The organism is Pseudoalteromonas sp. BSi20480 (genome assembly GCF_000241365.1).
GTDB lineage: Bacteria > Pseudomonadota > Gammaproteobacteria > Enterobacterales > Alteromonadaceae > Pseudoalteromonas > Pseudoalteromonas marina.
On record NZ_BADX01000066.1, the window covers coordinates 1 to 23,764 of the forward strand.

Below are 23,764 nucleotides of genomic sequence, written 5' to 3' on the forward strand. Positions count from 1 at the left end.
GATCTTTAGGCTTAGGTGCTCCCATTTGCTCCATCATTCCGTTCATCTTTTTACCCATTCCTTGGCCTTTAGACATAACAGAGGTTTGTGTTTGACCAACACTATCAACAGATAAGTTACTCACACCATCATTATTAGCTACGACAATATTTTGTTGAGTTGGTGAAACCGATGCAATTTGTGAATTCTTTGGGTGATGATTCGCATGTTCATCTTTCCCTTGCTGAGCAAATGATGCAGTGCAATAAAAATATAAGGTAACCCAAAGTGATAGAGTAATAACTGTTTTATTAAAAAAGAAATTCATCATAGACCTATCCCTTACTATCAAATTCTTTTGATATATTTATTTTTTTAATAAGTTCCACTTGTTGCGGCAATAAAACGTCTACAGATTGACCGACCATCTCGATAAATGATAATCGTAGTGTTGAATTGACAGATGCTATTTCTGAAAGAGTATCTCTAACCTCATTTAAATTAGGCATTCCTGAAGCGGTCTCTTTCCACAAACGCTTTTCGAGTTGTTCACGCAGAGTAACTTTTTCTCGTTGGGTAATTCCCCATTGCTGCTTTATGTTAAACAATTGTTCAACCTGCCCTGAAGTCAGTTCAAGTTCAGATACATAATCTAAAAAAAAGTCTGCTTCACCAAGGTGATATAGGTGTGGTGCATCTTGATAGCCAGGTAAAACATCAGTCTTGGTAGATAACGAGCCTTGTTTTTCTGGTAAAGGTTTGGTCCCCATCATTGATTTGTTTTTCATCATCATTTTACACATTCTGCCCATACAGTTTTTTTTCTTGGTCATCATACCCATTTTATTTCGCCCCATTTTTTGGTTAAGGCTATTAGAGGTATCATTTTGATTTTTCACCTGGTTATCTCCAGTTGTTTCAAGATCATTTGTAGCGCTTAATTTAGCAGTTTGTTGTGCTGGCAATGTTTGTAAGTTCTTATTCATTTGCTGAAGAGACTTTTGAATGCTGGTAAAGTTTTTATCTTGATAACTCTTTGATTGATTATCTACCGTTGGCTCTGCTGCACTTATGCATGAAGGCAACAAGGGAATGAAGACAATTCCAATGTAGTTATATATTTTATATTTAGTAAATTTCATTTGTTGTACTCCATTAGTGCTAGATTCATAACTGTTTTATTTAAATGATTTTAAAGAAAAACAACCTATTCAGGCATGTGCATAATTTTTTCCAGCTCTTCCATATCGATCAATTTATTTTCGGGTAAATCTATATAACGTGTTGAATAATATAAGCATGTTCCATTTACTTCTTTCCTCAATAATTCTTCCCTTTCAGATGAGTCAATTTTCCTTTTGAGCAACAGAATAAAGTCATCTCCAAATAGCCTAAATACAAGGTGGTTCTCTTCAAATTTTTGAAGAGAATTTACAATTTCTATAAGCTTCTCATCACCCTTATTCCAGCTATGTTCTGAGTTATATTTCGAAAAATTATGCACTCTAATTAGCAAAACATGCCGATATTTTTTTAATTCTTGTTTTTGTTTTGACAATAAAAGCTCTAAGTACCTTTGATTGTATGCATGTGTCACATTATCTTTATAGAAATATGAGAAACGTTCATGCTGTAAATCCGACTCTGGTAGCTGAGAAATCTTGCGATCGGTATCTACTTTAGATAAGACATTAATCGCAGACTGAACAATTACAGGGTTAAATTGCTGCCCACTTAATTTAGAAATTTCTTGAATTGCTTCTTGTACAGATTTTCCACCTTTATAAATTCTATCTGTGGTCATGGCATCAAAGCCATCCGCAACCGTAAGAATTTGAGATAAGAAAGGAATCTCGGCTCCTTTTAAACCTTGGGGGTAGCCAGAGCCATCATAATATTCATGATGATGTCGAACTATTTCTGCTAAATCTTTATAGATAGATACTTTAGAGAGAATCTCATAACTGGTTGTTACATGGTTTTTAATAATTTTATATTCTAAATCACTCAACTTCCCCGGCTTTAATAAAATAGAGTCTGGCGTAGATATTTTACCTATGTCATGTAGCATCGATGCTCTGTAAAGTAGCTCTTTTTTAATACTCGAAACATTTAGCTCTTCAGCAAGTAACATCGCATATTTTGCAACTCTTCGGGTGTGACCAGCGGTATAGCTATCTCGTTTCTCTATTATATCGACTAAATTAAAAACGCTTTCTTCATAATTTCTTAGTTTTTTACTTACTGCACTACTGGTTTTTTTATAGCCGTAAATGATCGCAGCTATACCTAATACCCAAATTATTCCTATGCTTCGAATCATACTCCATGCGTGTAAATACGCTTCTGAAAGGTATCGACTCATATTCACCGAAACAAAAACACCTCCGAAGTAACCATCTTTTTTCTCAAGTCCTACTAGCCTGCAAATTTGACAGTCTTGATCTACAGCTCTTGGCTCTACAGCTCTTAAAAAAAGAGCTTTGACCTTTCTCATCAATAAAATAAGTTGTCTCGTTTCTATCGATTAAGACACCGACTAGTTTTTTTTGCCATTCATCTAAAAAGGTATTTTGGTTACTAACATTTGAATTTTCTTGTACAAAGACTAGAGAAACTTTTGGTTTCTCTATACCAAGTTCAATAGATACGACGCCACTATTAGATTCAAGTCCTTTTAAATCTAATTGTCTTGATAAGCTCATATTGTTAATTTGGTAGTCATTTATTAATAGTTTTATGGTCGCATCAATGTGATCAATTGCAGAAAAAGCATCATCTTTAGCATTTTTAACCGCACTTTTTTTTGATGATATGATTAAGTTTGCAGTTAACGTTGTAACAATAATTGTCCAGATCACCACAACGGTAAGTGCAACTTTCTTTAACGGTTTCATTTTCATAATCATGCTCTACATCCAATTACAATTACGTTAATCAATCAAAGATAACGAATATTTGTGAACACAAACTATCCCATCACTTGAGCTGATAACAAGTAAATATTCATCTTCATATATAACTTTTCCTGCGTCATAATGATGGCCGTATTCTACAGTTTCTAGATGTTTGGCATTCCAAAGACGGTTATTAAGTTTAAGAACTACCCCAATAAAGCCATAACTGCGAATCTTGCTACTTATGTGTTGTGTTGATTGTTTCCAGTCCAGCATCCGCTCTGTTATGTCTATGAGTGGAAAATATGAGTATTCAGATTGAGGCTTAGCATTTTCATAGTGACATTCGACATCAGAAAGGAAGGTTTTTAATAAATTTACCGCTTCAATATGCATTTTGACCATGACTGTCGTGATAGATTCATTCTTTTGAATGGGAACATCTGATTGAAGAATCACGTCTCCACCATCTACCACATTTGTTAATTTATGAATTGTTACGCCAGAATGTTCAGGATATTTTAATAGATATGGTAATGGCGTTGGCCCCCTGCCGTTTGGTAACATTGACGGGTGTATGTTAATAGCGTACTTAACATTGGTTTCAGGTAATATGTGTAGATACTCAGCTACTATGAACATTTCTACACCCATGGAAATCAAATGTTCAAGCTCTTCACTCATAGGCTTATTTTTGAACAAGGGAATTTGATGCGTTTCGCACAATTTTGATATAGCCGAAGACGTAAAATCGGGCGAGTTAATGTAAACTCTTTCAATTTCAAAGCCGCCCTTAATTAAATATTTTAAGCACGAAGAAAACATATTATTGCCGAAGTAAACTATTCTCATAAGCCGAACCTCAACTCTAAACAAGTGATGTAATATTTTTTAATAGGGCCTAAAGTGACTTTAAATTCATATAAATTTAAGTTTTATTTATCTCTTTTTTTTCACTTAAAAGCCCTACTCCATTCCTGTAAAAGTTTTAAACTAACAACTCATCATGCTGTACAGTTTTAAACAATTATTACTTTCTATTTCTACTAGAAGAATGGGTATGTACTACTTTCCAATTTTTATCTACTTTGCGAAATAAGAATGTTTGAAATCCTGTTTTGTCGAATATTTTGCCACTTTTGTTCACTTTTCCTTCTATCCGTGTATCAGCAATAGCCCACGCAAAAGATTTGTCATCACCCTCAAAGTGAACTTCTATTTCACTAAAATTCAGCCTTAAATATTCCAGTGCATCTTTTTCAGGTTCAACATGATGTTCAACTAATGAGTTCAATCCTGTATTTTGCCCGCCACCTTCTATATATCGAGCACCTTTATAATCAAGAAAGTTCTTTCTAAATGGTGCTCCGTCTCCATTTTCCCAACCATACTTAATACTCGAAATGATATCGATTATTGCCTGTTTATCTTTGTTTATATGTTTTCCTCCCCCATGAGCAAAGCTAACAAAACTTGTGATAACTAAAATAGCTGCTGCAATATACTTGATCATTTTTTATTCCTTTATTATTTATTTTTTTAAGCTAGTGTGACCAATGGATATGGACTATTTTCCATTTTCCATTTTTTTTCATAAGTATCATACTTTCCATACCTTCACTTTTCACGTCTTTTCCTTGAAACTCTCCGGTTAACTTTGTTTTGGATATTGAGTAAGCTGTTTCCCCCACCTCCCTGACTTCATGTTCAAGTATTTCTACTTTAAGTTGAGCCAAATATTTCATGTCAGCCAGCATATGATGATTTGCATAATCATCGGCTGAGCGCTCTACTCTACCGCCCTCATATATAATGACATCATCAGCTAAAAAGCCGCGTGCTTTGCTCTTATCGCCACCCTGTATGGCTTGGTGAAATTGCATAACGACTTTACCTGCATCACTTGTTAATACGGTCAATTCACCACGTTTACTTGTATTATTTTTTTCGCTTGCATGAGCGATTACAACATTGCTCATGGTTAAGAAAATTAACAAAGCCGCTGTTACTATTATTTGAATTATTTTCATTTTTATTCCTATCTTTAATAATTAATCTATTGCCGTTAGCACTTGATATTGCTCGGGTGTTAAAGTCGGTAACCGCTTAATAAAAGCAACCATGGCCCATATTCTTTCATCACTGTGAGTTTTCCCCCAAGCTGGCATCCCTGAAGCTTTTATGCCATGTTTAATCACCCAAAAATTCTTCCTTGCAAGCTCTTCATCAGTACCGTGTTGATGAGTTTCATGCGAAATACTTAAATTAGGTGGTTGAGGATACAGCCCAATGCTCATATCACTTTCTTCTAATCCAGGTTTTAGATGACAGCTTGAGCACATATATTCATAATCTGCTCCTCCCATTAACAACAACTCAGGACTTTCCAAATCAGGTACTTTGATATGTTGAGCCGATTTCTTTATGGATGCCTCCCTAGTTTCTTCAAGAAGCCAATAAACAATATCACTGTGAGGTTCATCTGCGGCTACATTCACTATCCCTGAATACATGACAGTGGCTGCACTAGCTCCTCCCAATAGCAATAATATCAATAGAATTTTAAGAGCTTTCATAACAATTCCTTACTTTAAAAGTCACTTAATACGAGCTTCAATTAAGTGACTTTTAATATTTAATTAATGGTTCTGGTGATCATCACTATTAGCCTTTTTATTTTTCTTTTTTTCCATTTTACTGTGATCCATTCCTTTCATTTTACTGTGATCCATTTCTTTCATTTTACTTGTGATCCATTTCTTTCATTTTACTGTGATCCATTTCTTTCATTTTGCTGTGATCCATTTTCTCCATTGAAGATTTTGATTGCTTCATACACTTTTTCATCATTGCAACTGCAACAGGGTCTTTCATATCCATCTTGCTATGATCCATTTTGCTACAATCAGCTTTTTCTGCTTTTTTTGCATGCATTTTCGGATCATGAGCGGATGCATTCATTGATAAAGTAATTGCTGGTACTAATATCAAAGCGATTTTGCCTACAGTTTTAATAAAGTTAGTTTTCATGGTTCTCTCCTACGTTAGTGATTAAGTTTAATTTAAGTAAATTCATCGAATGCAATATTAGTTGCATCAACATTCTTAGTTTTCAAAAGATTTATCGTTGCTGACATCATATTCGGTGGGCCGCATAGATAAAATTCAACACCATCAATTTGACAAATTTTGTTAATATTTGATGTGAGTAAATCTTGAACATACCCCTTTGCTCCTGACCAGTTCTTATGCGGCCTAGACAAAACAGGGTAGTAAAAAAAGTTTGGATATTTTCTAGAAAGCCTGTAAAGCTCATCTTTATATAACAAGTCCTCCTCAGTTCTAGCACCATAGAAAAAATAGATACCTCTAGTTTCCTTTCTTTCTTTTTGGTAGAAGCACAATTGCTCTTCAATCAATGATTTCAATGGTGCCATTCCAGAGCCTGCTCCGATAAGAATCATTGTTTTATTACTTGAAGGTTTAGCGTGAAAATCTTCAAATGGACCAGCCGCTTCTATTGTTTGCCCTAGCCCCAAATTGCATATGTAGCTAGAACCTACACCGGGATATATACTTTTATTTGGAGCATTTTGAATTTTGACGGTAAACTTTAACTCGTTAGTACCAGCTTCAATCTGCCCATCACCATTAGCTAGAGAATAGCTTCGACTACAAGCTTGATGCTCATACTCTAAATACTCAATATCACGCCAATGGTATTTGAAAGCGTCAGGAAGACGCGCTGGTATAGATACTCCTTTAGCTGGTGGTATATAGAAGCGAAGATGAGCACCTGCTTTGAATTTTAATCTCTCACCACCAAGCACTTTAAAACGCAACTCTTTTATATAGGGACTAATAAACTCACTATGCGTTAATTCAAGAAGGTATTTTTTGGCTTTAGTAACATCAATTAATGTTAACCTCTTAGTTTCTGTTGCATCATGTTGACAAGCCAATCTGTAACCTTGTTGCAATTGTTCCTTTGTTAAAAGTACATGCTCTGCTGAAGTGACTTTGACACTGCTATCAAGACGTACTTTACATTGGCCACAAGTACCGCCACCGCCACAGGTTGATGACAAAGCAATATCATGATCAATTAAACCGTCAAGTAAGTTGGTATTAGTAGCTAAATCGAATTCCCCGATAGGCTCCAGATCTTTATCAAATAGCGCCAAAGTTCGACTTTTGTTGCCAAAGCGAACTTTGTATTGACCATTAAAGAGCAGCTCAATAGTCCAGATAAAACCAGTTAAGGAAAAGAAAAGCGTGAAAAGAGAAAATAAAATGATTTGAACATTATTGAAGCTTCCTTCAGTGCCATAATCCATAAAGTGAAGCATAAAGAAAATATCAACAAACCGTTTATCATCATTACTATGTTTAATTATTCGACCAGAACCAGCATCAATATAAACGCTAGTTTGAATATAATCAGCATAGTTAACTTGCCACACTTCATTTTGCTCACGAGGTATATCTTCATATGAAGGTGATAATTTAACTGCATTTTTAATCACACCTTTACCATTGTAGGAAGATTGGGCCAGTTTTCTAACCATAGTTTCATCAATAACGACTGGCTCAGCGGTGTACGCATCAACCAAAGAGTAGTCATTGTCAAAATGGCTATATAAACCTTTATTATGAGTTAACAAATAGTAAGGGTGCTCTAATAGTGATATTTGTTTTAACGATACGACTTGTTTTGATTGAGATAAGACAAGCTGTGGTTCAACTAACCTATTAATATCAACTTGGGCAACAACGGGAGTTTGTTTATATTGATTTCCTGAAGCCTTTTGATGATCCATCAAATTAAAATATAAGCCTGTTCCTAACCATACTAGTAGTTGTAGGCCAACCAACAAGGATAGCCACTTATGTAGCTTTTTAAGGAACAACATTATCTAGCTACTCCCATACTTTTATCTAATGTATTTTTTGCTCTGTTTTTGAAAATAACAAAGTAACTCAATACACCACCAGTAATTGCCGCAAAAATAGAAAAAAGTGTGAACCAAAAAAGTAGTTTATTACTTGGATCTTCTTCTTCGTAATCCATGACATGCAAACTAAACATCAAATCAAAGATTCGCCAAAATTCATGTCGCTTACTGACAAGCTTTCCTGTTTGAGCTGAAACATATATCGACGGACTGCCAAAATCATCAAAGTTAACCCGCCAAGCAGGTAATGCTCGACGGCTTAATTCAAACGGTGGATTTTCTGTAATCAATTCAGACTCAAGGACCGCACCATCACCACTATAATAGTGTTTTGCAGCGCTAATAGCTACGACTTTGTTTAAGGGAGAAATCTTCTCCCCATTACTAGCATTTACAACATATTTTTCGTCATGCTCTGTAAAACGATAAACGGCTTGGTCTATAAAAACTTCTACGGCAATGTTTTTTGCGTCAGGATATTGCTTAGCTAATGCAGATAATGGGTAAGTAATTTCATCCACATTAACTTTAGCTTGGTGATTAACCGCCAAACTATCACCATGAATATAGTCAATATCAAAAATAACCATATAGGCACCTGATATCGACCAAATCAAAAACTGCAAGCCTAAAAACAACATCAACCACCGATGAAGTTTCCGGCTAACCTTCAACGTTTTCATGCTCTATGCCTTGCTCGAAACATTTTTAATCGATGACGAACGCCACAAATAAAATAATGCAGGTAGAACAAGTAAAGTTAAAATCACCGCACTTAGCATTCCACCAACCATAGGTGCTGCAATACGACTCATCACTTCAGAACCAGTACCTGTGCCATATAATATTGGCAATAAGCCAACGATTATAGCTGCTGCGGTCATCATGACAGGACGTACACGTAAGCCTGCACCATGTAACACCGCTTGAAGCACATCAGCCTTCGTTGTTGAAATATCCTTTGACTGATGATCATTAATCATTTCGTGATAAGCCTGATTCAAATAAACCAACATAATCACACCTATCTCAACAGCAACCCCCGCTAGCGCGATAAAACCAACACCTACAGCGACAGAGAAGTTGTAGCCTTGGATATACATCAACCAAATACTACCCACCATAGCCAAAGGTAGAGTTCCCATGATCATTGCCACTTCAATAACATTTCTGAAGTTCAGATAAAGTAGAATAATAATAATGAACAAGGTTAACGGCACTACATAAGTCAATTTAGCTTTGGCACGTTGCATATACTCATATTGACCAGCCCACGCAATTGAGTAGCCAGCAGGAAGTTTTAGCTTATCTTCAACAACCTTTTGTGCATCAACAACGTAACTACCAACATCCACACCTTCAATGTCTACAAATGCCCAACCATTTAATCTTGCATTTTCTGACTTTATTCCCGGAGGGCCGTCTTCAACGAGCACATTCGCAACATCGCCTAATGAGATCCTTTGCCCATTTGGTGTCACTATTGGTAGCAAAGATAATGTTTCAGGCGAATCACGATAGTCTTGTGGGTAACGTAAACTCACTGGATAGCGCTCTAAGCCTTCAACAGTTTTGGTGACATTCATACCACCAATGGCCGTAGCAACAACCTGCTGAATTTCGCTAATATTTAAACCATAACGGGCTGCTTTAGCGCGTTGTATATCAACTTTAACGTAACGCCCACCAGCTACACGCTCTGAATATACTGATGCTGTTCCAGGTACATCTTTCAAAATAACTTCTAATTGTTTACCGATGTCCTGAATTACCGATAAGTCAGGTCCTGCGACTTTAATACCAACAGGTGTCTTAATACCCGTAGCTAACATATCAATACGTGTTTTTATTGGCATCACCCACGCATTAGTTACCCCAGGGAGCTTAACTAAACCATCTAGCTCTTTTTTCAAACTCTCAGTAGTAACACCTTCTCGCCACTCTGAACGAGGCTTTAATTGAATAAAAGTTTCAATCATTGTTAAAGGCGCTGGATCAGTAGCAGTTTCCGCTCTACCTACTTTACCAAACACAGTTTTAACTTCTGGAACTGTTTTAATCAGCTTATCCGTTTGTTGTAACAGTTGACGTGCTTGCCCTATCGAAATACCAGGATAAGTTGTAGGCATATACATTAAGTCACCTTCATCAAGTGGAGGGATAAATTCACTACCAATCTTGTCAAGTGGATATATACCAATAGCAAGAACTGCCAATGCTGCTACTAAAGTTGTCTTTGGAAAACGTAATACCGTTTTTAGAGCAGGCATATAGATAAAGGTTAAAAAGCGATTCACCGGGTTTTTATGCTCAGGTAAAACCTTACCCCTTATAAAATACCCCATCAGTACAGGGACTAATGTAATCGCTAATGCCGCTGATGCTGCCATTGCATACGTTTTAGTAAAGGCAAGTGGAGCAAACATTCGCCCTTCTTGAGCTTCCAAGGTAAAAACAGGAACAAAACTCACCGTAATAATTAACAAGCTAAAGAATAGAGCAGGACCAACTTCACTGGCCGACTCCACTACTATTTTCCAGCGGTTTTCATTAGTTAACGGTGTTTTTTCCATGTGCTTGTGCATATTTTCTATCATTACAATAGCACCGTCGATCATGGCACCGATCGCAATTGCAATCCCTCCTAGCGACATAATATTCGCATTAAGACCTTGCATATGCATAACGATAAATGCCGTCAATATCCCTACAGGTAAACTCACAATGGCGACTAGTGACGAGCGGACATGAAATAAGAAAATGATACAAACTAGCGCCACAACGCCAAATTCTTCTAATAGCTTATAAGCTAAGTTATCAACAGCCCTTTCAATTAATGCAGAGCGATCATAAACAGGAACAATTTCAACCCCTTCAGGTAAACCTTTCTTCAGTTGCTCTAGCTTTTCTTTAACACCATTAATGACTTGCTGAGCATTTTCTCCAAAGCGCATAACAACGATACCACCAACAGTTTCTCCTTCACCGTTAAGCTCAGCGATACCTCGACGCATTTGTGGGCCAGTCCCAATATCTGCAACATCTTTTAGTAATAGAGGTGTGCCATTTTCATTTACTCCTAAAGGTATATTCTCTAAATCTTCAACACTTTTGAGATAACCAGTTGCTCTAACCATGTACTCGGCTTCTGCCATTTCAACAACAGATGCCCCGATCTCTTGGTTACCTTGCTTAATAGCCATTTGAATATGTGAAAGAGGGATCCCAAATGCTCTTAATTTTTCAGGATTAATTCTTACTTGGTATTGCTTAACCATACCGCCAAGTGCAGTAACTTCTGATACGCCAGGGACAGTTTGCAATTCATATTTTAAAAACCAATCTTGTAAACTGCGCAATTGACTTAAGTCTTGTTGACCCGTTTTATCAACTAAGGCGTATAAATATACCCAACCTACGCCTGTAGCATCAGGTCCTAATTGCGGTCGTGCATTGCTGGGTAAGCTAGGGGCTACTTGACTTAAATATTCAAGTACTCGCGAACGCGCCCAATACAAATCTGTATCTTCATCAAAGATGACATACACGTAAGAGTCACCAAAAAAAGAATAACCTCGAACAGTCACTGCGCCAGGAACTGACAGCATGGCAGTAGTCATCGGATAGGTAACCTGGTCTTCAACAACTTGTGGGGCTTGACCAGGGTAACTTGTTTTAATAATTACTTGCACATCAGATAAATCAGGCAGTGCATCAATAGGCGTTTTATTAACAGAATATAAACCAATGCCTACGAGTAAAAAGGTAGCGAGTAATACAAAAAATCGATTACCAACGGACCAACGTATTATAGAAGCAATCATAATAATCTAACTCCTATATTAGTGGTTTGAATGATCAACAACAGGTGCTTCTAATCTAGAAGTTTCACCCTGTTCATCACCTTGCCCTAGTGGGGCAATTTCAAAAATTACAAAATGTTCACCACGCACTTCAAAAGTAAACTTAACTTCCATCCCCTCAGAAAGTCCTTCAAGGCTAACATTGTGCCCTGTAATGAAATCTAAAGTAGCCGCAGGTCGTCCCCATTTTTCAATAGCAGTTCGACTAATGTTCACCATTCCATGATCGATCATTAACGAGTTAATTGTTCCAGTAACTGTCGCTGACGAGTCATCTGCCACTTCTTCAGTTACTTGGCTTGTATCACTTTCACTCATGTCGTCAGGAACATGGATGTTGCTAATTTTATAATCACCATTATCTTCTTTTGTCACTTCAACATGTAAACTCATCCCTTCACTAAGTAATGAGAAATCGACACTGTCCGATGCGATGAAATCCATCGTCATTTCTGGCCATTCCCATTCAGGTATCGCCTCATGAGCTAAAGTTAACATTTTATGATCTGCCATCATGCTCTCGATACTAGCTTGAACCCAAACAGAAGAAGGCATTGAAGCATCCGCTTCATCAACATCGCTATTCATTCGCTTGAAGTCTGAAGACTTACTCGATTCTGAATCTAATAAGAACTGTGCAGAACTAACAACTTTTTCCCCATCACGCACCCCTTCAAGTATCTCAACACTTTCGCTATCGTATCGACCTACAGATACTGCAACCGATTTAAAACTCCCCTCACCTAAGGCGAGAACAACTCTATCTTGGTTTCCTGTTCTAATAAGTGCTTCTTTAGGGATTAATAAAGCTTGTTCGTCACCTGTTGTGTGAATCGCAATTTGAGCAAACATATTTGGTTTGAATTCGCCTTCTTCATTTTTAAAACGAAGACGTACTTTCACAGTACGAGTTTTTGCATCTAGTGTTGGGTAAATATAATCAACTTTTCCTTGCCATGTTTTTCCTGGTAAGTAATCAAGAGTCATGGTTACTGGGGTGCCTGTTTTGACTTGACCCGCTTGGCGTTCAAAGACTTCAGCTTCAACCCACACTTCCGATAAATCACCAATTGACATTAAAGTAGAGCCAGGCTTAACAAAAAATCCTTCACGTATTTTTAAATTTTCCACCACGCCATTTTGTGGAGAATAAAAAGTAATTGTTTGCTGTACTTTCTTTGTTTTCTTAAGTTTTACTATTGATGATTTTGGAAGTTGTAATGCTGACAATCGATTTTCAGCAGCACTAATTAATCGGCTATTTTTACGATCTAATGCCAATAATAATTCTTCTTGGGCATTAACTAATTCTGGGGAATAAATTTCATAAAGGGGTTGCCCCTTCTTAACAGGATCTCCAATAGCCTTAACATATAGCTTTTCAATCCATCCTTGTACTCGTGGATGGATATGAACTAACTTATCTTCATCATAAGCAACATAACCGACTGTATTTATTTCAGTGTGCAATGATTTATAACTAACTATTGCTGTTCTTACACCGAGGTTATTTACAACATCAGGAGAGATACGAATTGTTCCGGGACCTTCATCAGGTCCTTTACCACCATCGTCGTAAACAGGTACTAAATCCATACCCATTGGTGACTTCCCTGGCTTATCTCTTTTGTAGTTCGCGTCCATTGGAGCTACCCAATAAAGCGGCTTCTTTTCAGCCGTTACAACAGAGCTTGCTTCCCCACTATTTGTCGGGGCCATAAAACTATAAACCCCAAATGTTAAAAAGCCACCGATAACCATGCCAATTACTATTGGCTTAATATTGTTGTTCATTATTCTTCTCCCGAAATAACAGTGAAACCACTATTATTTGATAAATTCATATTATTGTTACTAACGACAGGATCTATGCTGCCTATAAAAAGGTAATTAAGTTCTAGTAATAATTTCTGCTCTTCGACATTAAGCGTTAACTCATCTATTTCCGCATTTAATACAGCGATTCGTGAGCGAACTACTTCGGCAAAGTCACCATCATCATTGGTGTAGGCTGTTAGCGAAGCTTCAGCTTGATCATGGATTTGAGGCAGTAGCTTGTCTTTGTATAAGTTCTGTCTATCTTTCAATCGAAGTAAGCGCCCTTTTGCACTGGAGTATGATGCGAGCAATTTCCTCATCAATAATAATTTTTCAGTTTTTATAGCTTCTGTTTTTGAAATAGCTGACTTAACTTCTTTGTCCTGTCTATTATCTGTAAAAAGCGGCAAGTCAAAAGTAACCCCTACAGAGAACAAGTCCGCTCGACTATTTCCCATTGGATCATCATCACGGTAACCATAACTAGCATTAACTCCCCACTCAGGTTTGTATTTTTGCTTTGCCAATTTAATTCCAGTTTTTGTTGATTTAATTTTCTTTTCAACTGCGACAAGTGAAGGGTGGTTAGCAATATACTTTGCCAGTTCACTAGGGCGTAACCAGCTATCTGTAAGAACTATATTGCTATTTACTAGGTCAATTTGAGGTAATTGCTTAGTCAAAACGATATTATGAAGGTTAAAATCATCGTCTACATAAGTTTCACTTTGAGAACTTTTCTCTATAGAAAACTCTGTTAACCATTGAGACAACATACCTTCAAAGCGGTTTTGTTGTTGTCCTAAGACATCTAAACGATCTTCTAATCTTGTAAGCTCCAATTGCGCTCTTACAATATCTTGCTGCCTTGTTTTACCTAAAGTAGACGAATAACTTGCTTCAGCAACATCCGCTAACTGTTCAAAAAGTGTTCTGTTTTTTTCAATTAAAGCAATACTTTCTTGAACTCTGTATGCATCCAACCAAAGGCTACCAACAGTAACAGCTACTTTGGACTCTCGATCTTTTCGTTGATACGGGAATGATTCACTTTCAATCTTGAGTTGTTCTCGTTTAATCAACAATGTATCCCCACGAGGAAACATTTGAGATATGCCAACTTTCGCTTGTGTCATTCCCTCTTGTCCAAAATCAAAGCCATCTGTAGGTAAATTGGCTAACCCTATAGATACTTTCGGATCTGGTAACGTGCCTACGGCTGTACTCATCGCTTCAATAGCATTTTGCTTATGAACATTTCCCGTTAACCATGGATCATTCTTCTGCGCAGACTTGATAGCTTTCTCAAAAGTTAAGGCTGAACTAGAAGTAATAGTAGGAATATCAGCAGAATTTGCAGTTAGCACTGTAAGAGCTAACATACCCGCACAGTATTTCACGCTTAAACTTCTGATATTTTTAAATTTATTCATTAAAACTGCTCCTCATAAGATTGAACGCTAGCATAGACCTCATAAGCGCCCCCTTTCTTAAGTAATAACACTTTATAAGGTTGAAATTTATCACCTACTTCCATACCGGGAGTTCCCGCTGGCATTGCAGGAACAGATAATCCAATAACATCGTCAGAGTGTTTTTCTTTTAAAAATTTATGAATAAATTTGGCAGGAACATGCCCTTCAAATGCATAACCATCTTTTGATATAGCGGTATGACAAGAACGGTATCGAGGCTCTATTCCTTTCTCTTCTTTAACCGCTGTAAAGCTTTGATAATTATGAACTTTTGATTCGAACCCTTGCTCATTTATATGGCTAACCCATTTTTTGCAGCAACCACATGTAGGACTCTTATAAACCTCTAAAAGAATAGGATGAGGTTTAGCATTTTGTGTTTTAGATGAAGTCACTGAAACTTCTTCTTTTGAACAACTTGCAATAGCAATGACTAAAGTAAAGGCTGCAACAGCCTTTAACGTGAATTTTTTGGAAAACATAACCCCCCCAAAGGGATATCAATTAATATTTGAATTGATTAGGTTATTCTTGATTTTGCTTAAAAATACTTAAACGCAGAGATCAAAAAGCCTAATACAGATAATTTTCATATAAGTGAGCCAAATTTTAGGCACAATTATTCTGTATTTAGCTTAGTATTGGAGGTCTATATAGAGATGATGATGATTGACTTTGAGCCAAGTTTGAATATGATAATATTTTTGATGATAAATCAATAAATAGACTGTCATCTGTGTCTTTCATTAGTGTAGCGATACTTGAGCAACCTCCAGTAAAACAACTACAACTTTTAACACAACAGTCCTCTTTTGCTTCATCTGAGTCATCAGAAGAATGACTCATCATTGAATGGTCACTATGGCCCATCATTGACATATTTTGCATTTGTCCTTGCACACTATCTCCCTTCATACTCATCATATGATAAGACATAACAGTAGACGCAACCGCTTGACCAACAAAGGTCAAACAGACTAGCAGTACCATTAATGTTTTAGAGAAATTAGAATTCACAGCTAACCAACAAAATATTTCAATTAATTACATACTCGCATAACAAGCTCTATTTTTCAACAAATTAATTTTAAAAAAGTGAATGACTTGGTAGCCACTTACAAGAAAACATTAATTCTATTAAAGTCTTTAATATCCGATCATAAGACTACGATTATCATAGATATTTGATGCTTCTAAAATATTTCCCTCTCAAAAGTTTACAGATAGTTTTCATTACGTGAACTAATTCATAACCATCAATGCCTGCCAAGTGTAGTCAGCGACTTAAAATATACTTTGAGGTTTATAGCAATCCAATAAATTGAAGCTTAACGTCTAAACATAATAATCTCTGAAAATAATTTCTCTGTGCTCATGTATGTTTTTAATATTACAATTCAAAACTTAGCTTCTGAGTTAACCTGTAGCAATTCACCACTCATCGTCATCAAGAAATAAATTACTTTATTGTTGTCTTTATTAAATGCACTGACTTTGTAGCGATTATCCTGAGCTGCATATAGCTTAAATTCTTCCGTAGTTAGAGCCTTCCAACTTTCATCTAACTTACCAACCTTGTAGCCCAAATCCTTAAAGGTGAGTTTCTGCGTTACTTTGATGGCTACTTGTATCGCGTCTTTTGCACTGATCATTTTGTGATCACCATGCGCAAATGCTATTCCTGTATTTAACATTAAACCGACAAATAGCATTACGATTAAATTTTTCATTTATGACTCCACTAAACTTTCTAAATAAACACTGATAATAAAAGATGATTATTTGAGTCCATGCTCAACATATTCACCATTAACTATTAATTGGACCTTTACAGGAGCATCTGAGGTGTTCTTCCAATACCAACCGTGTGAGCCTTCAAATGGTGCGGTAAAGCTCCCCTTCATTTCATCTGATGTTGCTATGGCATAACTTTCAAAATACCCAGTGGTGTCCCCTTTTGGCTCACCATGTAAATCGAAATACAAAACAGAGCCATCGGTTATCCATTCATAAGTCAACTTTTGATATTGCTCCATCGTAAATTTGTATTCAACGCCTCTTCCCGCAGGAACAACAACCTCAATTGTTTCAGTGGTAGCCTTACTCGTGGTAGTTGATGGCTCAGTTGAAGTCGTTGCTTGTGCATTATTAAATACGGTTAAACCAAGCTTATTACCCATGCCCGTTGGGTCAATATTATATTCTGCTGGCAATATCACTGTGATTAATGTGATAACAGCAAAAACAAAACTAAATATTGTGTATTTAAGTAATTTACTATTGGTCAATGTTACTTCCTGCGTATTTACTGCTTGAGTGTTAGTTTGTTGCATGTTTTTCTCTTCTCTTAATTCTTTATTTTCGTTAATTAACTGACTGTAAAATTTCGTTTAGCTGATAAAGTAGCCTGTTAATTGAAAGCCAATCAACATAAACCCAGCACTCATCAATAAGCAGTTGGTATTGGTCGCAAAGCGATTAAAACTATTGTGCTTTCGCCAGTAGTTTATCAATAATAAAATAAATGCTAATGCACTGAACTGCCCCAATTCAACACCAACATTAAAAGCAATTAAATTGGCAATTAATCCGTCTGACGGTAATTGAAATTCTTGAAGTTTAGTAGCTAAACCAAAACCATGAAATAAGCCAAAAATCAGTACCGCAGTTTTGGGATTAGGCGTAAAACCTATTGTTTTCTTAAAGCCGCCTAAGTTATCAAAACCTTTGTAGACAACAGAAAGTCCAATAATGGCATCGATTAAATAAGCATTTACCTGAATGTCATTAATAACGCCAAAAAGTAATGTTAGGCTGTGCCCTAAGGTAAACATACTGACATAGAGCAAGACATCACGACTCTTATATAAAAAGAACAACACACCGACGAGGAACAATAGGTGGTCATACCCAGTAACCATATGTTTTGCACCTATATATAAAAATGGAATGATCTGCACTCCAGTATTGCTTTGTAAAAAAGCACGCGTTGTTTCATCTACGCCATGAGCAAATGCTCCCACGGGCAACAATATGGAAATTAGAGCGATAAGGCTGATTAAGCCGTATCGCTGGGAATAATTAAACATTAACAGTTTCCTTTGTATGGGGTGTTTTAGTAAAGATTTCTTTGTGGCTATGTAATAAACGATATAAAGCAGGAAGCACAAATAGCGTTAAAATTGTTGATGATATAATCCCACCAATGACCACTGTAGCAAGTGGGCGTTGCACTTCTGAGCCAATTCCTGTGTTAAGCGCCATTGGTACAAAGCCTAGCGATGCAACCAGCGCTGTAGTTAATACGGGTCGAAGTCTAGTCAGCGCACCATCAATAATGGCGGTATCTAATGCAACACCTTCTCGTCGAAGTTCTCTGATAAAGGACACCATAACTAAACCATTTAATATTGCTATGCCTGACAATGCGATAAAGCCAACGGCTGCCGAAATTGAAAAGGGAATATCCCGTATTAATAAAGCGAAAATACCGCCAGTCAACGCTAAAGGAACCCCCGTAAAGATGATCATTGAATCTTTGAAAGAGCCAAGTGCTAAGAATAATAAGCCAATGATCATGATCAGTGTAATAGGCACGACAATTGATAGCCTTTTAGAAGCAGATTGAAGCTTCTGATAAGTGCCACCATATTCAATCCAGTACCCTGAAGGCACTTCAACTGAACTCTCTATTGAAGCTTGAATATCTTTAACGAAAGAACCTAAATCTCTTCCCCTAACATTGGCGGTAACAACAACTCTACGTTTACCATTTTCCCTATTAACCTGGTTTGCCCCTTCTACTAATTCAAGTTCAGCAACTTCTTGCAAAGGTACATACTGGTCAGCTTGTATTTGTATGGGTAAGTGAGCCAACGAATCAACATCACTTCTAAGGTTTTCAGGAAGACGAACAACAATGTCTGCTCTTCGATCACCTTCATAAAATTTACCAGCGCTTGTTCCACCTAAGGCCGTAGCAAGCTGATCTTGTAGGGTTTTAATGCTAACGCCATATTTTGCTAATTGCTCGTGATTAGGATTGATCGTAAGCATCGGCAAACCTGTTGTTTGTTCAACTTGAACATCAGCAATTCCTTCAACGTTAGCAATGGCCGTGTTAATGCTTTTACCTAATGCCGTTAGTGTTTCAAAGTCATCACCAAATACTTTAATGGCAAGTTCAGCTCTTACACCTGCAAGTAGCTCATTAAAACGCATTTGTATTGGTTGAAGGAACTCATATCTGTTACCGGGAATGGGTTCTACTACTGCTGCTAACTCTTCTACAAATTGGGCTTTAGCTTTTGTAGGTTCAGGCCATTCACTACGTGGTTTTAATATAATAAAATTATCAGCAACACTTGGAGGAACAGCATCAGTGGCAACATCTGCTGTACCAATTTTTGCAAATACACGTTCTACTTCAGGCATCTGCGTAATTTTTTCTTCTAAAACTTTTTGAAGTGCAACGGCTTGTGTTAGTGATGTACCTGGAATACGTAAGGCATGCATAGCAATATCACCTTCATCTAAGTTAGGTACAAACTCACTCCCTAATTTATTTACGGAAAATCCTGCATAACCAACAAGTGCAACAGCTAACATCACGACAAACCAACGAATTTTAAGCGCAAAAGTTAACGTAGGACGATACACCGCAAGTGATGATTTCATGATAATATTTTCTTTTTCTTTCACTGGGCCTTTAAATAAAATAGCGATTGCAGCAGGTACAAAAGTGATAGATAGAAGCATTGCACAACACAAAGCAATCACGACAGTAATGGCCATAGGATGGAACATTTTCCCTTCAACACCTGTAAGTGCAAAAATAGGTAAATACACCGCTGTAATTATGAAGACACCGAATAGTGCTGGACGAATAACTTCCCTAGTCGCATAAAATACCAGTGATAAACGTTCATTTAACTCCATTGAACGCCCATTTGAAGAGGCAGCACTCAGTCGTCTCATGCAATTCTCAACGATAATAATTGCACCATCAACGAGCAAGCCAAAATCAAGTGCTCCTAAACTCATTAGGTTTGCACTCACTCTTGTTTGTACCATGCCAGTGATAGTCATTAACATGGCAAAAGGAATAACAGCAGCCGTAAGTAATGCTGCTCGCATATTACCGAGTAGAAGGAAAAGCACTACAATAACGAGCAATGCGCCTTCTAACAGATTTGTTTTTACCGTATCGAGGGTTTTTTCAACTAACTTAGTTCGATCATAAACAGCAGTAACAGTGATACCTGTCGGTAAACTTCGTTTTATTTCTTCAAGTCTTAACCCAACTGCTTTAGCGACTTTTTGGCTATTTTCCCCGATGAGCATAAAGACCGTGCTCATCACCACTTCTCTACCGTTTTGTGTCGCTGCACCTGTTCTTAACTCTTTCCCTTCTTTTACATTGGCAACGTCAGATATACGGATCACGCTACCGTCAGTCGTTTTAACAGGGATTGTAGATAGATCACTTATCGTTTTTGCTTGCCCTGGAATACGAAGCAGCCACTGAGCACCATTTTTTTCTATAAAACCAGCACCTTTATTATCATTATTATTTTCAATTGCTTGGATAACATCTTGTTGAGTAACACCAAAAGCTAATAATTTTTTAGGCTCAAAAGCGATCAATATTTCACGCTTAAAACCACCAATAGGGTTAACTTCAACTACGCCTTGCACTTGCATTAACTGAGGGCGAATAATCCAGTCATGTACAGTTCTTAGGTCCGTAGCCGTGATTCGTTCACCTTTATCATTAAGTGCCTCAGGCTCAGCATCAACAGTAAACATGAATATCTCACCTAACCCGGTTGCAATTGGGCCAAGTTCAGGCTCTAAACCAGTCGGCAAATCAGATTTAGCTGAAACTAATCGTTCATTTACAAGCTGTCTTGCAAAATAAATATCCGTGTCATCGCTAAAGATTGCTGTCACTTGTGACAGCCCATAACGTGAGACTGATCTTGTACTCACTAAGTTAGGTATGCCAGCTAACGCAGTCTCCAACGGATAAGTAACCCGTTGCTCAACTTCAAGTGGCGTATAGCCTGGAGCTTCCGTATTGATCATGACTTGCACATTAGTTATGTCAGGTACAGCATCAATAGGTAACTTGGTAAAATTCCAAATACCCAAACCTGCTAACGCAAGCACGGCTAGCATAATGATTGAGTTTCTACGGATAGAAAATCTAAGTAAATATTCGAGCATAATCAATCCTTAATGGTCGTGTGAAGCGCCAGACTTTTCAACATCAGCTTTGAGGATGTAACTATTTTCAGTCACGTATTCAGTGCCTAAGGAAATACCACTTAGCACTTCAATTTCTTCACCTACAGCTCGACCTAACTCAAGCATTCTTACCTCATATTCATCTCCGACTTTGGCATATACAACAGTAAAATCGCGGAAGCTTTGTAATCCACTGCGCTTTACTGCCATAGGTACATCGTATGAACCAATTTCAATCGCGGCACTAACAAATGCTCCTTCTGACAACGCAGAATCAGCATTATTAACGACTACACGAAATAGCTTCGCCTGATCATCTCTGACTTTTAGAATACGGCTCTCAACCGTACTCACCTGCTTTTCTTCAACACCATTAATCGTTATCGTGGTTTTTGCACCAAGACGCACGGTTGGTAAGTCTTTTGGAAAAACAGCTAACTGGGCAATTAATGTTTCATCATTGGTAATTTGTAGCAGGGAGCGGCCTTTAGATTGTTCGCCTGAGGTAACGTTAACGGTACTAACAATTCCATTTTGAGCAGAAAAGACTTTGTACGACTGAAGACTTTCATTACTTTCAACCGTGAGTAGTAATTGACCTTTCTTAACTGACTCTCCTAGCTTTACATTAACTTTTTTAACTAACCCGTCAAAGCGAGCATAAACATTACTCGTTGCATCAGCAGGTAGAACTAACTTGCCATAGACTTGAACTGTTTCATGAAATGTTGATGGACCAACAATTTCAGTCGAGATTTCCATTGCTTTTGCTACATCTTCAGCAATTTTTGTCCGACCTTCAAAGTTGTCATACTGCCAGTTGAAGGTTTTACCCTGATATTTTGCAGTGAGTGAAACCATAAATGAGTGCGGTTCATAGATAACCATGTCACCTCGAAGATATTCGCCTTCTTGGTAAAAATTTATATCGTCTATGCCATCACCCAATCTAGTCAACTTTACATTAAGGTCAACCTCTGACGGATCAATTGCTTTTCCGTCTGTTGATGCCCATACACGAAATTCAGGAGGGACGCCTGTTTCAAAGATTGAGAGTTCAATGGCAAAATCACCATCACGCAACATTCGTCCACGGTTGGGACCTTTTTCAGGTTCGGCTTCTTCTACCTTCGGCTCTGAAACCGCAAAGCTTGGGAAGCTTGCACTTATGCTAACAAGCCAGACGGTGCTTATTAAGGCTAATATTTGAAATGTTGGTTTCATGATTATTTCTCTTTCTTGTCTTTATTAATGGTTAAAATGGACGTTCCGGTTAAACGTTCAATTTCAATATTGTTTAAATGTGCATTTTGATAAGCAGCTATCAAATCAGATTGAGCATTGAGTAGGGCTTTCTGGGTGTTCATCCATTCGGTATAGCTATACTTACCAACGTTATATGCTTTTTCTGCCTCTTTAAAAGCTTGCTCCAAAACAGGAATAATATTGTCAGATACCGCATGAATGACATGTTGGCTATGCTTCAATTGTTCGATAAGAACATATAACTGAGTATTGAGTTTATGAACTAACGCTAACGACTCTGTTTCTAGTTGACTTTGAGAGGCTCGCAAGGCTTTTATTTTTCCTTCATTTCGATTCCCATCACCAAAAGGAATTGAAATTCCAGCAACTAAGCCGAAGTCATCAGTTGTTTCATATCGACGTAAGCCTGCTGAAAATTGCCATAATGGTTTGCTTTCAATGCGTGCAAGCTCTATCTCAGACTGGGCAATTCGTTGTTTTGTTGCAAAAAGATTCACTGAAGGTGTTTGTCTAAGTTTCGTAAATAAAGAATCAAAATTGGTTACACTTGGTAAAGATAATAATGAACCCACTATCATACTTTTCTTATGCCTATTATTTTGATTTACTCCTTTAATTTGCTCACCCCATTGTGCAAATAATTGGTACTTACTTGCATCAACTTCGTGAGTTAAATCCTCAACTATCAACTCACGATTAGCTACCTCAGCCTGAGACTTTAATTTATCTACTAAAGAGGACTTCCCTGCTTTTACGCGTTTACTTATTGCTTCAAATGAATTATTCGCTTGCTTAAGACTAAATTGAGCTAACTTCAATCGCTCATTATTGACAAGAACTTGTATAAAGTAACGTGCCGTTTGTGCAGCTAAATCCAAAGCTTTAACTTCACGCTCTAAAGCGACTGTAGAGCCATATTGTTTAGCTGCTTTTATTTTACTCTGTACCAATCCACCATCTAATAACCAAGAAATAGAAAGTGTTGATTGTGCACTCTTAAAGCCGCTGTGCTCACCTGTACCTAAAGCATCTTCAATGGTAAAACCAATTTGTGGTCTAGATTGAACCCCTGCCTGTTGAGCATAGCCAGAATACATCTTGGCTTGAATGGCAAATGATTTTAGCTCAGGATGCATATCTATTGTCTGTGCAATAGCTGAACGCAAATCAACCGTTTGCAAAGGAACTTCTTGGGCAAATGCAATTGTTGGTATGAATGGCATCAGCACCAATAAAACATTCCGACGAATCCTTACAAAAAA

The 23,764-nt window shown here is 37.3% G+C and carries 22 protein-coding genes; all 22 read right to left on the reverse strand.

The window, feature by feature from the left end:
- Window positions 1-310 (reverse strand): hypothetical protein (locus tag P20480_RS17895; protein ID WP_033025265.1); only part of this gene is annotated, 310 nt, incomplete at its 3' end.
- 4 nt (window positions 311-314) lie between these two features.
- A complete protein-coding gene (locus P20480_RS11850) occupies window positions 315-1,121 on the reverse strand; it encodes a hypothetical protein (RefSeq protein WP_008128588.1) in 807 nt (268 codons plus the stop codon).
- 65 nt (window positions 1,122-1,186) lie between these two features.
- Entirely contained in the window at window positions 1,187-2,476 is a 1,290-nt protein-coding gene (locus P20480_RS11845) for an HD domain-containing phosphohydrolase (RefSeq protein ID WP_008128590.1), read from the reverse strand.
- The gene (locus tag P20480_RS17900) at window positions 2,388-2,888 is read right to left on the reverse strand and encodes a hypothetical protein (protein ID WP_033025269.1); all 501 of its coding nucleotides are present in this window, start codon (window positions 2,886-2,888) and stop codon (window positions 2,388-2,390) included. Before P20480_RS17900 ends, P20480_RS11845 begins: the two co-directional genes overlap by 89 nt.
- 24 nt (window positions 2,889-2,912) lie before the next feature.
- On the reverse strand, window positions 2,913-3,728 hold the full coding sequence (locus P20480_RS11840) for a methionyl-tRNA formyltransferase (RefSeq protein WP_008128592.1): 816 nt from the start codon (window positions 3,726-3,728) through the stop codon (window positions 2,913-2,915).
- Between the two features lie 178 nt (window positions 3,729-3,906).
- The gene (locus P20480_RS11835) at window positions 3,907-4,389 is read right to left on the reverse strand and encodes a YybH family protein (RefSeq protein WP_008128594.1); all 483 of its coding nucleotides are present in this window, start codon (window positions 4,387-4,389) and stop codon (window positions 3,907-3,909) included.
- Window positions 4,390-4,420: 31 nt separating this feature from the next.
- Entirely contained in the window at window positions 4,421-4,906 is a 486-nt protein-coding gene (locus P20480_RS11830) for a YybH family protein (protein ID WP_008128596.1), read from the reverse strand.
- 21 nt (window positions 4,907-4,927) lie between these two features.
- A complete protein-coding gene (locus tag P20480_RS11825; protein ID WP_008113900.1) occupies window positions 4,928-5,452 on the reverse strand; it encodes a c-type cytochrome in 525 nt (174 codons plus the stop codon).
- A gap of 166 nt (window positions 5,453-5,618) precedes the next feature.
- The gene (locus P20480_RS17905) at window positions 5,619-5,906 is read right to left on the reverse strand and encodes a hypothetical protein (protein ID WP_008128598.1); all 288 of its coding nucleotides are present in this window, start codon (window positions 5,904-5,906) and stop codon (window positions 5,619-5,621) included.
- Between the two features lie 32 nt (window positions 5,907-5,938).
- The gene (locus P20480_RS11820) at window positions 5,939-7,789 is read right to left on the reverse strand and encodes a 2Fe-2S iron-sulfur cluster-binding protein (RefSeq protein ID WP_008128601.1); all 1,851 of its coding nucleotides are present in this window, start codon (window positions 7,787-7,789) and stop codon (window positions 5,939-5,941) included.
- The gene (locus tag P20480_RS11815; RefSeq protein ID WP_008113907.1) at window positions 7,789-8,421 is read right to left on the reverse strand and encodes a hypothetical protein; all 633 of its coding nucleotides are present in this window, start codon (window positions 8,419-8,421) and stop codon (window positions 7,789-7,791) included. The genes P20480_RS11820 and P20480_RS11815 overlap by 1 nt, the downstream gene beginning before the upstream one ends.
- Before the next feature lie 96 nt (window positions 8,422-8,517).
- A complete protein-coding gene (locus P20480_RS11810) occupies window positions 8,518-11,655 on the reverse strand; it encodes an efflux RND transporter permease subunit (protein WP_008128603.1) in 3,138 nt (1,045 codons plus the stop codon).
- An 18-nt stretch (window positions 11,656-11,673) separates the two neighbouring features.
- Window positions 11,674-13,488, reverse strand: a complete 1,815-nt coding sequence (locus tag P20480_RS11805) for an efflux RND transporter periplasmic adaptor subunit (RefSeq protein WP_008128605.1) — start codon at window positions 13,486-13,488, stop codon at window positions 11,674-11,676.
- A complete protein-coding gene (locus P20480_RS11800) occupies window positions 13,488-14,945 on the reverse strand; it encodes a TolC family protein (RefSeq protein ID WP_008113913.1) in 1,458 nt (485 codons plus the stop codon). The genes P20480_RS11805 and P20480_RS11800 overlap by 1 nt, the downstream gene beginning before the upstream one ends.
- Complete coding sequence (locus P20480_RS11795; protein WP_008128607.1) at window positions 14,945-15,469, reverse strand: DUF411 domain-containing protein; 525 nt, start codon at window positions 15,467-15,469, stop codon at window positions 14,945-14,947. Before P20480_RS11795 ends, P20480_RS11800 begins: the two co-directional genes overlap by 1 nt.
- Window positions 15,470-15,617: 148 nt before the next feature.
- The gene (locus P20480_RS19150; RefSeq protein WP_238530288.1) at window positions 15,618-16,004 is read right to left on the reverse strand and encodes a CopL family metal-binding regulatory protein; all 387 of its coding nucleotides are present in this window, start codon (window positions 16,002-16,004) and stop codon (window positions 15,618-15,620) included.
- A 380-nt stretch (window positions 16,005-16,384) separates the two neighbouring features.
- A complete protein-coding gene (locus P20480_RS11790) occupies window positions 16,385-16,717 on the reverse strand; it encodes a DUF6488 family protein (RefSeq protein WP_008109964.1) in 333 nt (110 codons plus the stop codon).
- A gap of 48 nt (window positions 16,718-16,765) precedes the next feature.
- Window positions 16,766-17,320 carry a hypothetical protein gene (locus tag P20480_RS11785; RefSeq protein WP_008109960.1) on the reverse strand — a complete coding sequence of 185 codons (555 nt, stop codon included), beginning with the start codon at window positions 17,318-17,320 and terminating at the stop codon, window positions 16,766-16,768.
- Window positions 17,321-17,377: 57 nt separating this feature from the next.
- Window positions 17,378-18,076: a HupE/UreJ family protein gene (locus P20480_RS11780; RefSeq protein WP_008128610.1), complete on the reverse strand. Its 699-nt coding sequence runs from the start codon at window positions 18,074-18,076 to the stop codon at window positions 17,378-17,380.
- Complete coding sequence (locus P20480_RS11775; RefSeq protein WP_024600845.1) at window positions 18,069-21,215, reverse strand: efflux RND transporter permease subunit; 3,147 nt, start codon at window positions 21,213-21,215, stop codon at window positions 18,069-18,071. Before P20480_RS11775 ends, P20480_RS11780 begins: the two co-directional genes overlap by 8 nt.
- 9 nt (window positions 21,216-21,224) lie before the next feature.
- Window positions 21,225-22,460, reverse strand: a complete 1,236-nt coding sequence (locus tag P20480_RS11770) for an efflux RND transporter periplasmic adaptor subunit (RefSeq protein ID WP_008109954.1) — start codon at window positions 22,458-22,460, stop codon at window positions 21,225-21,227.
- Between the two features lie 2 nt (window positions 22,461-22,462).
- The coding region (locus P20480_RS11765) for a TolC family protein (RefSeq protein ID WP_238530289.1) at window positions 22,463-23,764 on the reverse strand (1,302 nt) is incomplete at its 5' end.

Bases quoted from the DNA above. Each gene is read 5' to 3' on its own strand.
- P20480_RS11810 (WP_008128603.1), bottom strand. From the start codon at position 11,655: ATGATTGCTTCTATAATACGTTGGTCCGTTGGTAATCGATTTTTTGTA.
- P20480_RS11795 (WP_008128607.1), bottom strand. From the start codon at position 15,469: ATGTTTTCCAAAAAATTCACGTTAAAGGCTGTTGCAGCCTTTACTTTA.
- P20480_RS11840 (WP_008128592.1), bottom strand. From the start codon at position 3,728: ATGAGAATAGTTTACTTCGGCAATAATATGTTTTCTTCGTGCTTAAAA.
- P20480_RS11830 (WP_008128596.1), bottom strand. From the start codon at position 4,906: ATGAAAATAATTCAAATAATAGTAACAGCGGCTTTGTTAATTTTCTTA.
- P20480_RS11785 (WP_008109960.1), bottom strand. From the start codon at position 17,320: ATGCAACAAACTAACACTCAAGCAGTAAATACGCAGGAAGTAACATTG.
- P20480_RS11850 (WP_008128588.1), bottom strand. From the start codon at position 1,121: ATGAAATTTACTAAATATAAAATATATAACTACATTGGAATTGTCTTC.
- P20480_RS11820 (WP_008128601.1), bottom strand. From the start codon at position 7,789: ATGTTGTTCCTTAAAAAGCTACATAAGTGGCTATCCTTGTTGGTTGGC.
- P20480_RS11790 (WP_008109964.1), bottom strand. From the start codon at position 16,717: ATGAAAAATTTAATCGTAATGCTATTTGTCGGTTTAATGTTAAATACA.
- P20480_RS17905 (WP_008128598.1), bottom strand. From the start codon at position 5,906: ATGAAAACTAACTTTATTAAAACTGTAGGCAAAATCGCTTTGATATTA.
- P20480_RS11805 (WP_008128605.1), bottom strand. From the start codon at position 13,488: ATGAACAACAATATTAAGCCAATAGTAATTGGCATGGTTATCGGTGGC.
- P20480_RS11835 (WP_008128594.1), bottom strand. From the start codon at position 4,389: ATGATCAAGTATATTGCAGCAGCTATTTTAGTTATCACAAGTTTTGTT.
- P20480_RS17900 (WP_033025269.1), bottom strand. From the start codon at position 2,888: ATGATTATGAAAATGAAACCGTTAAAGAAAGTTGCACTTACCGTTGTG.
- P20480_RS11775 (WP_024600845.1), bottom strand. From the start codon at position 21,215: ATGCTCGAATATTTACTTAGATTTTCTATCCGTAGAAACTCAATCATT.
- P20480_RS11800 (WP_008113913.1), bottom strand. From the start codon at position 14,945: ATGAATAAATTTAAAAATATCAGAAGTTTAAGCGTGAAATACTGTGCG.
- P20480_RS11770 (WP_008109954.1), bottom strand. From the start codon at position 22,460: ATGAAACCAACATTTCAAATATTAGCCTTAATAAGCACCGTCTGGCTT.
- P20480_RS11845 (WP_008128590.1), bottom strand. From the start codon at position 2,476: ATGAGAAAGGTCAAAGCTCTTTTTTTAAGAGCTGTAGAGCCAAGAGCT.
- P20480_RS11815 (WP_008113907.1), bottom strand. From the start codon at position 8,421: ATGGTTATTTTTGATATTGACTATATTCATGGTGATAGTTTGGCGGTT.
- P20480_RS11825 (WP_008113900.1), bottom strand. From the start codon at position 5,452: ATGAAAGCTCTTAAAATTCTATTGATATTATTGCTATTGGGAGGAGCT.
- P20480_RS11780 (WP_008128610.1), bottom strand. From the start codon at position 18,076: ATGTTTAATTATTCCCAGCGATACGGCTTAATCAGCCTTATCGCTCTA.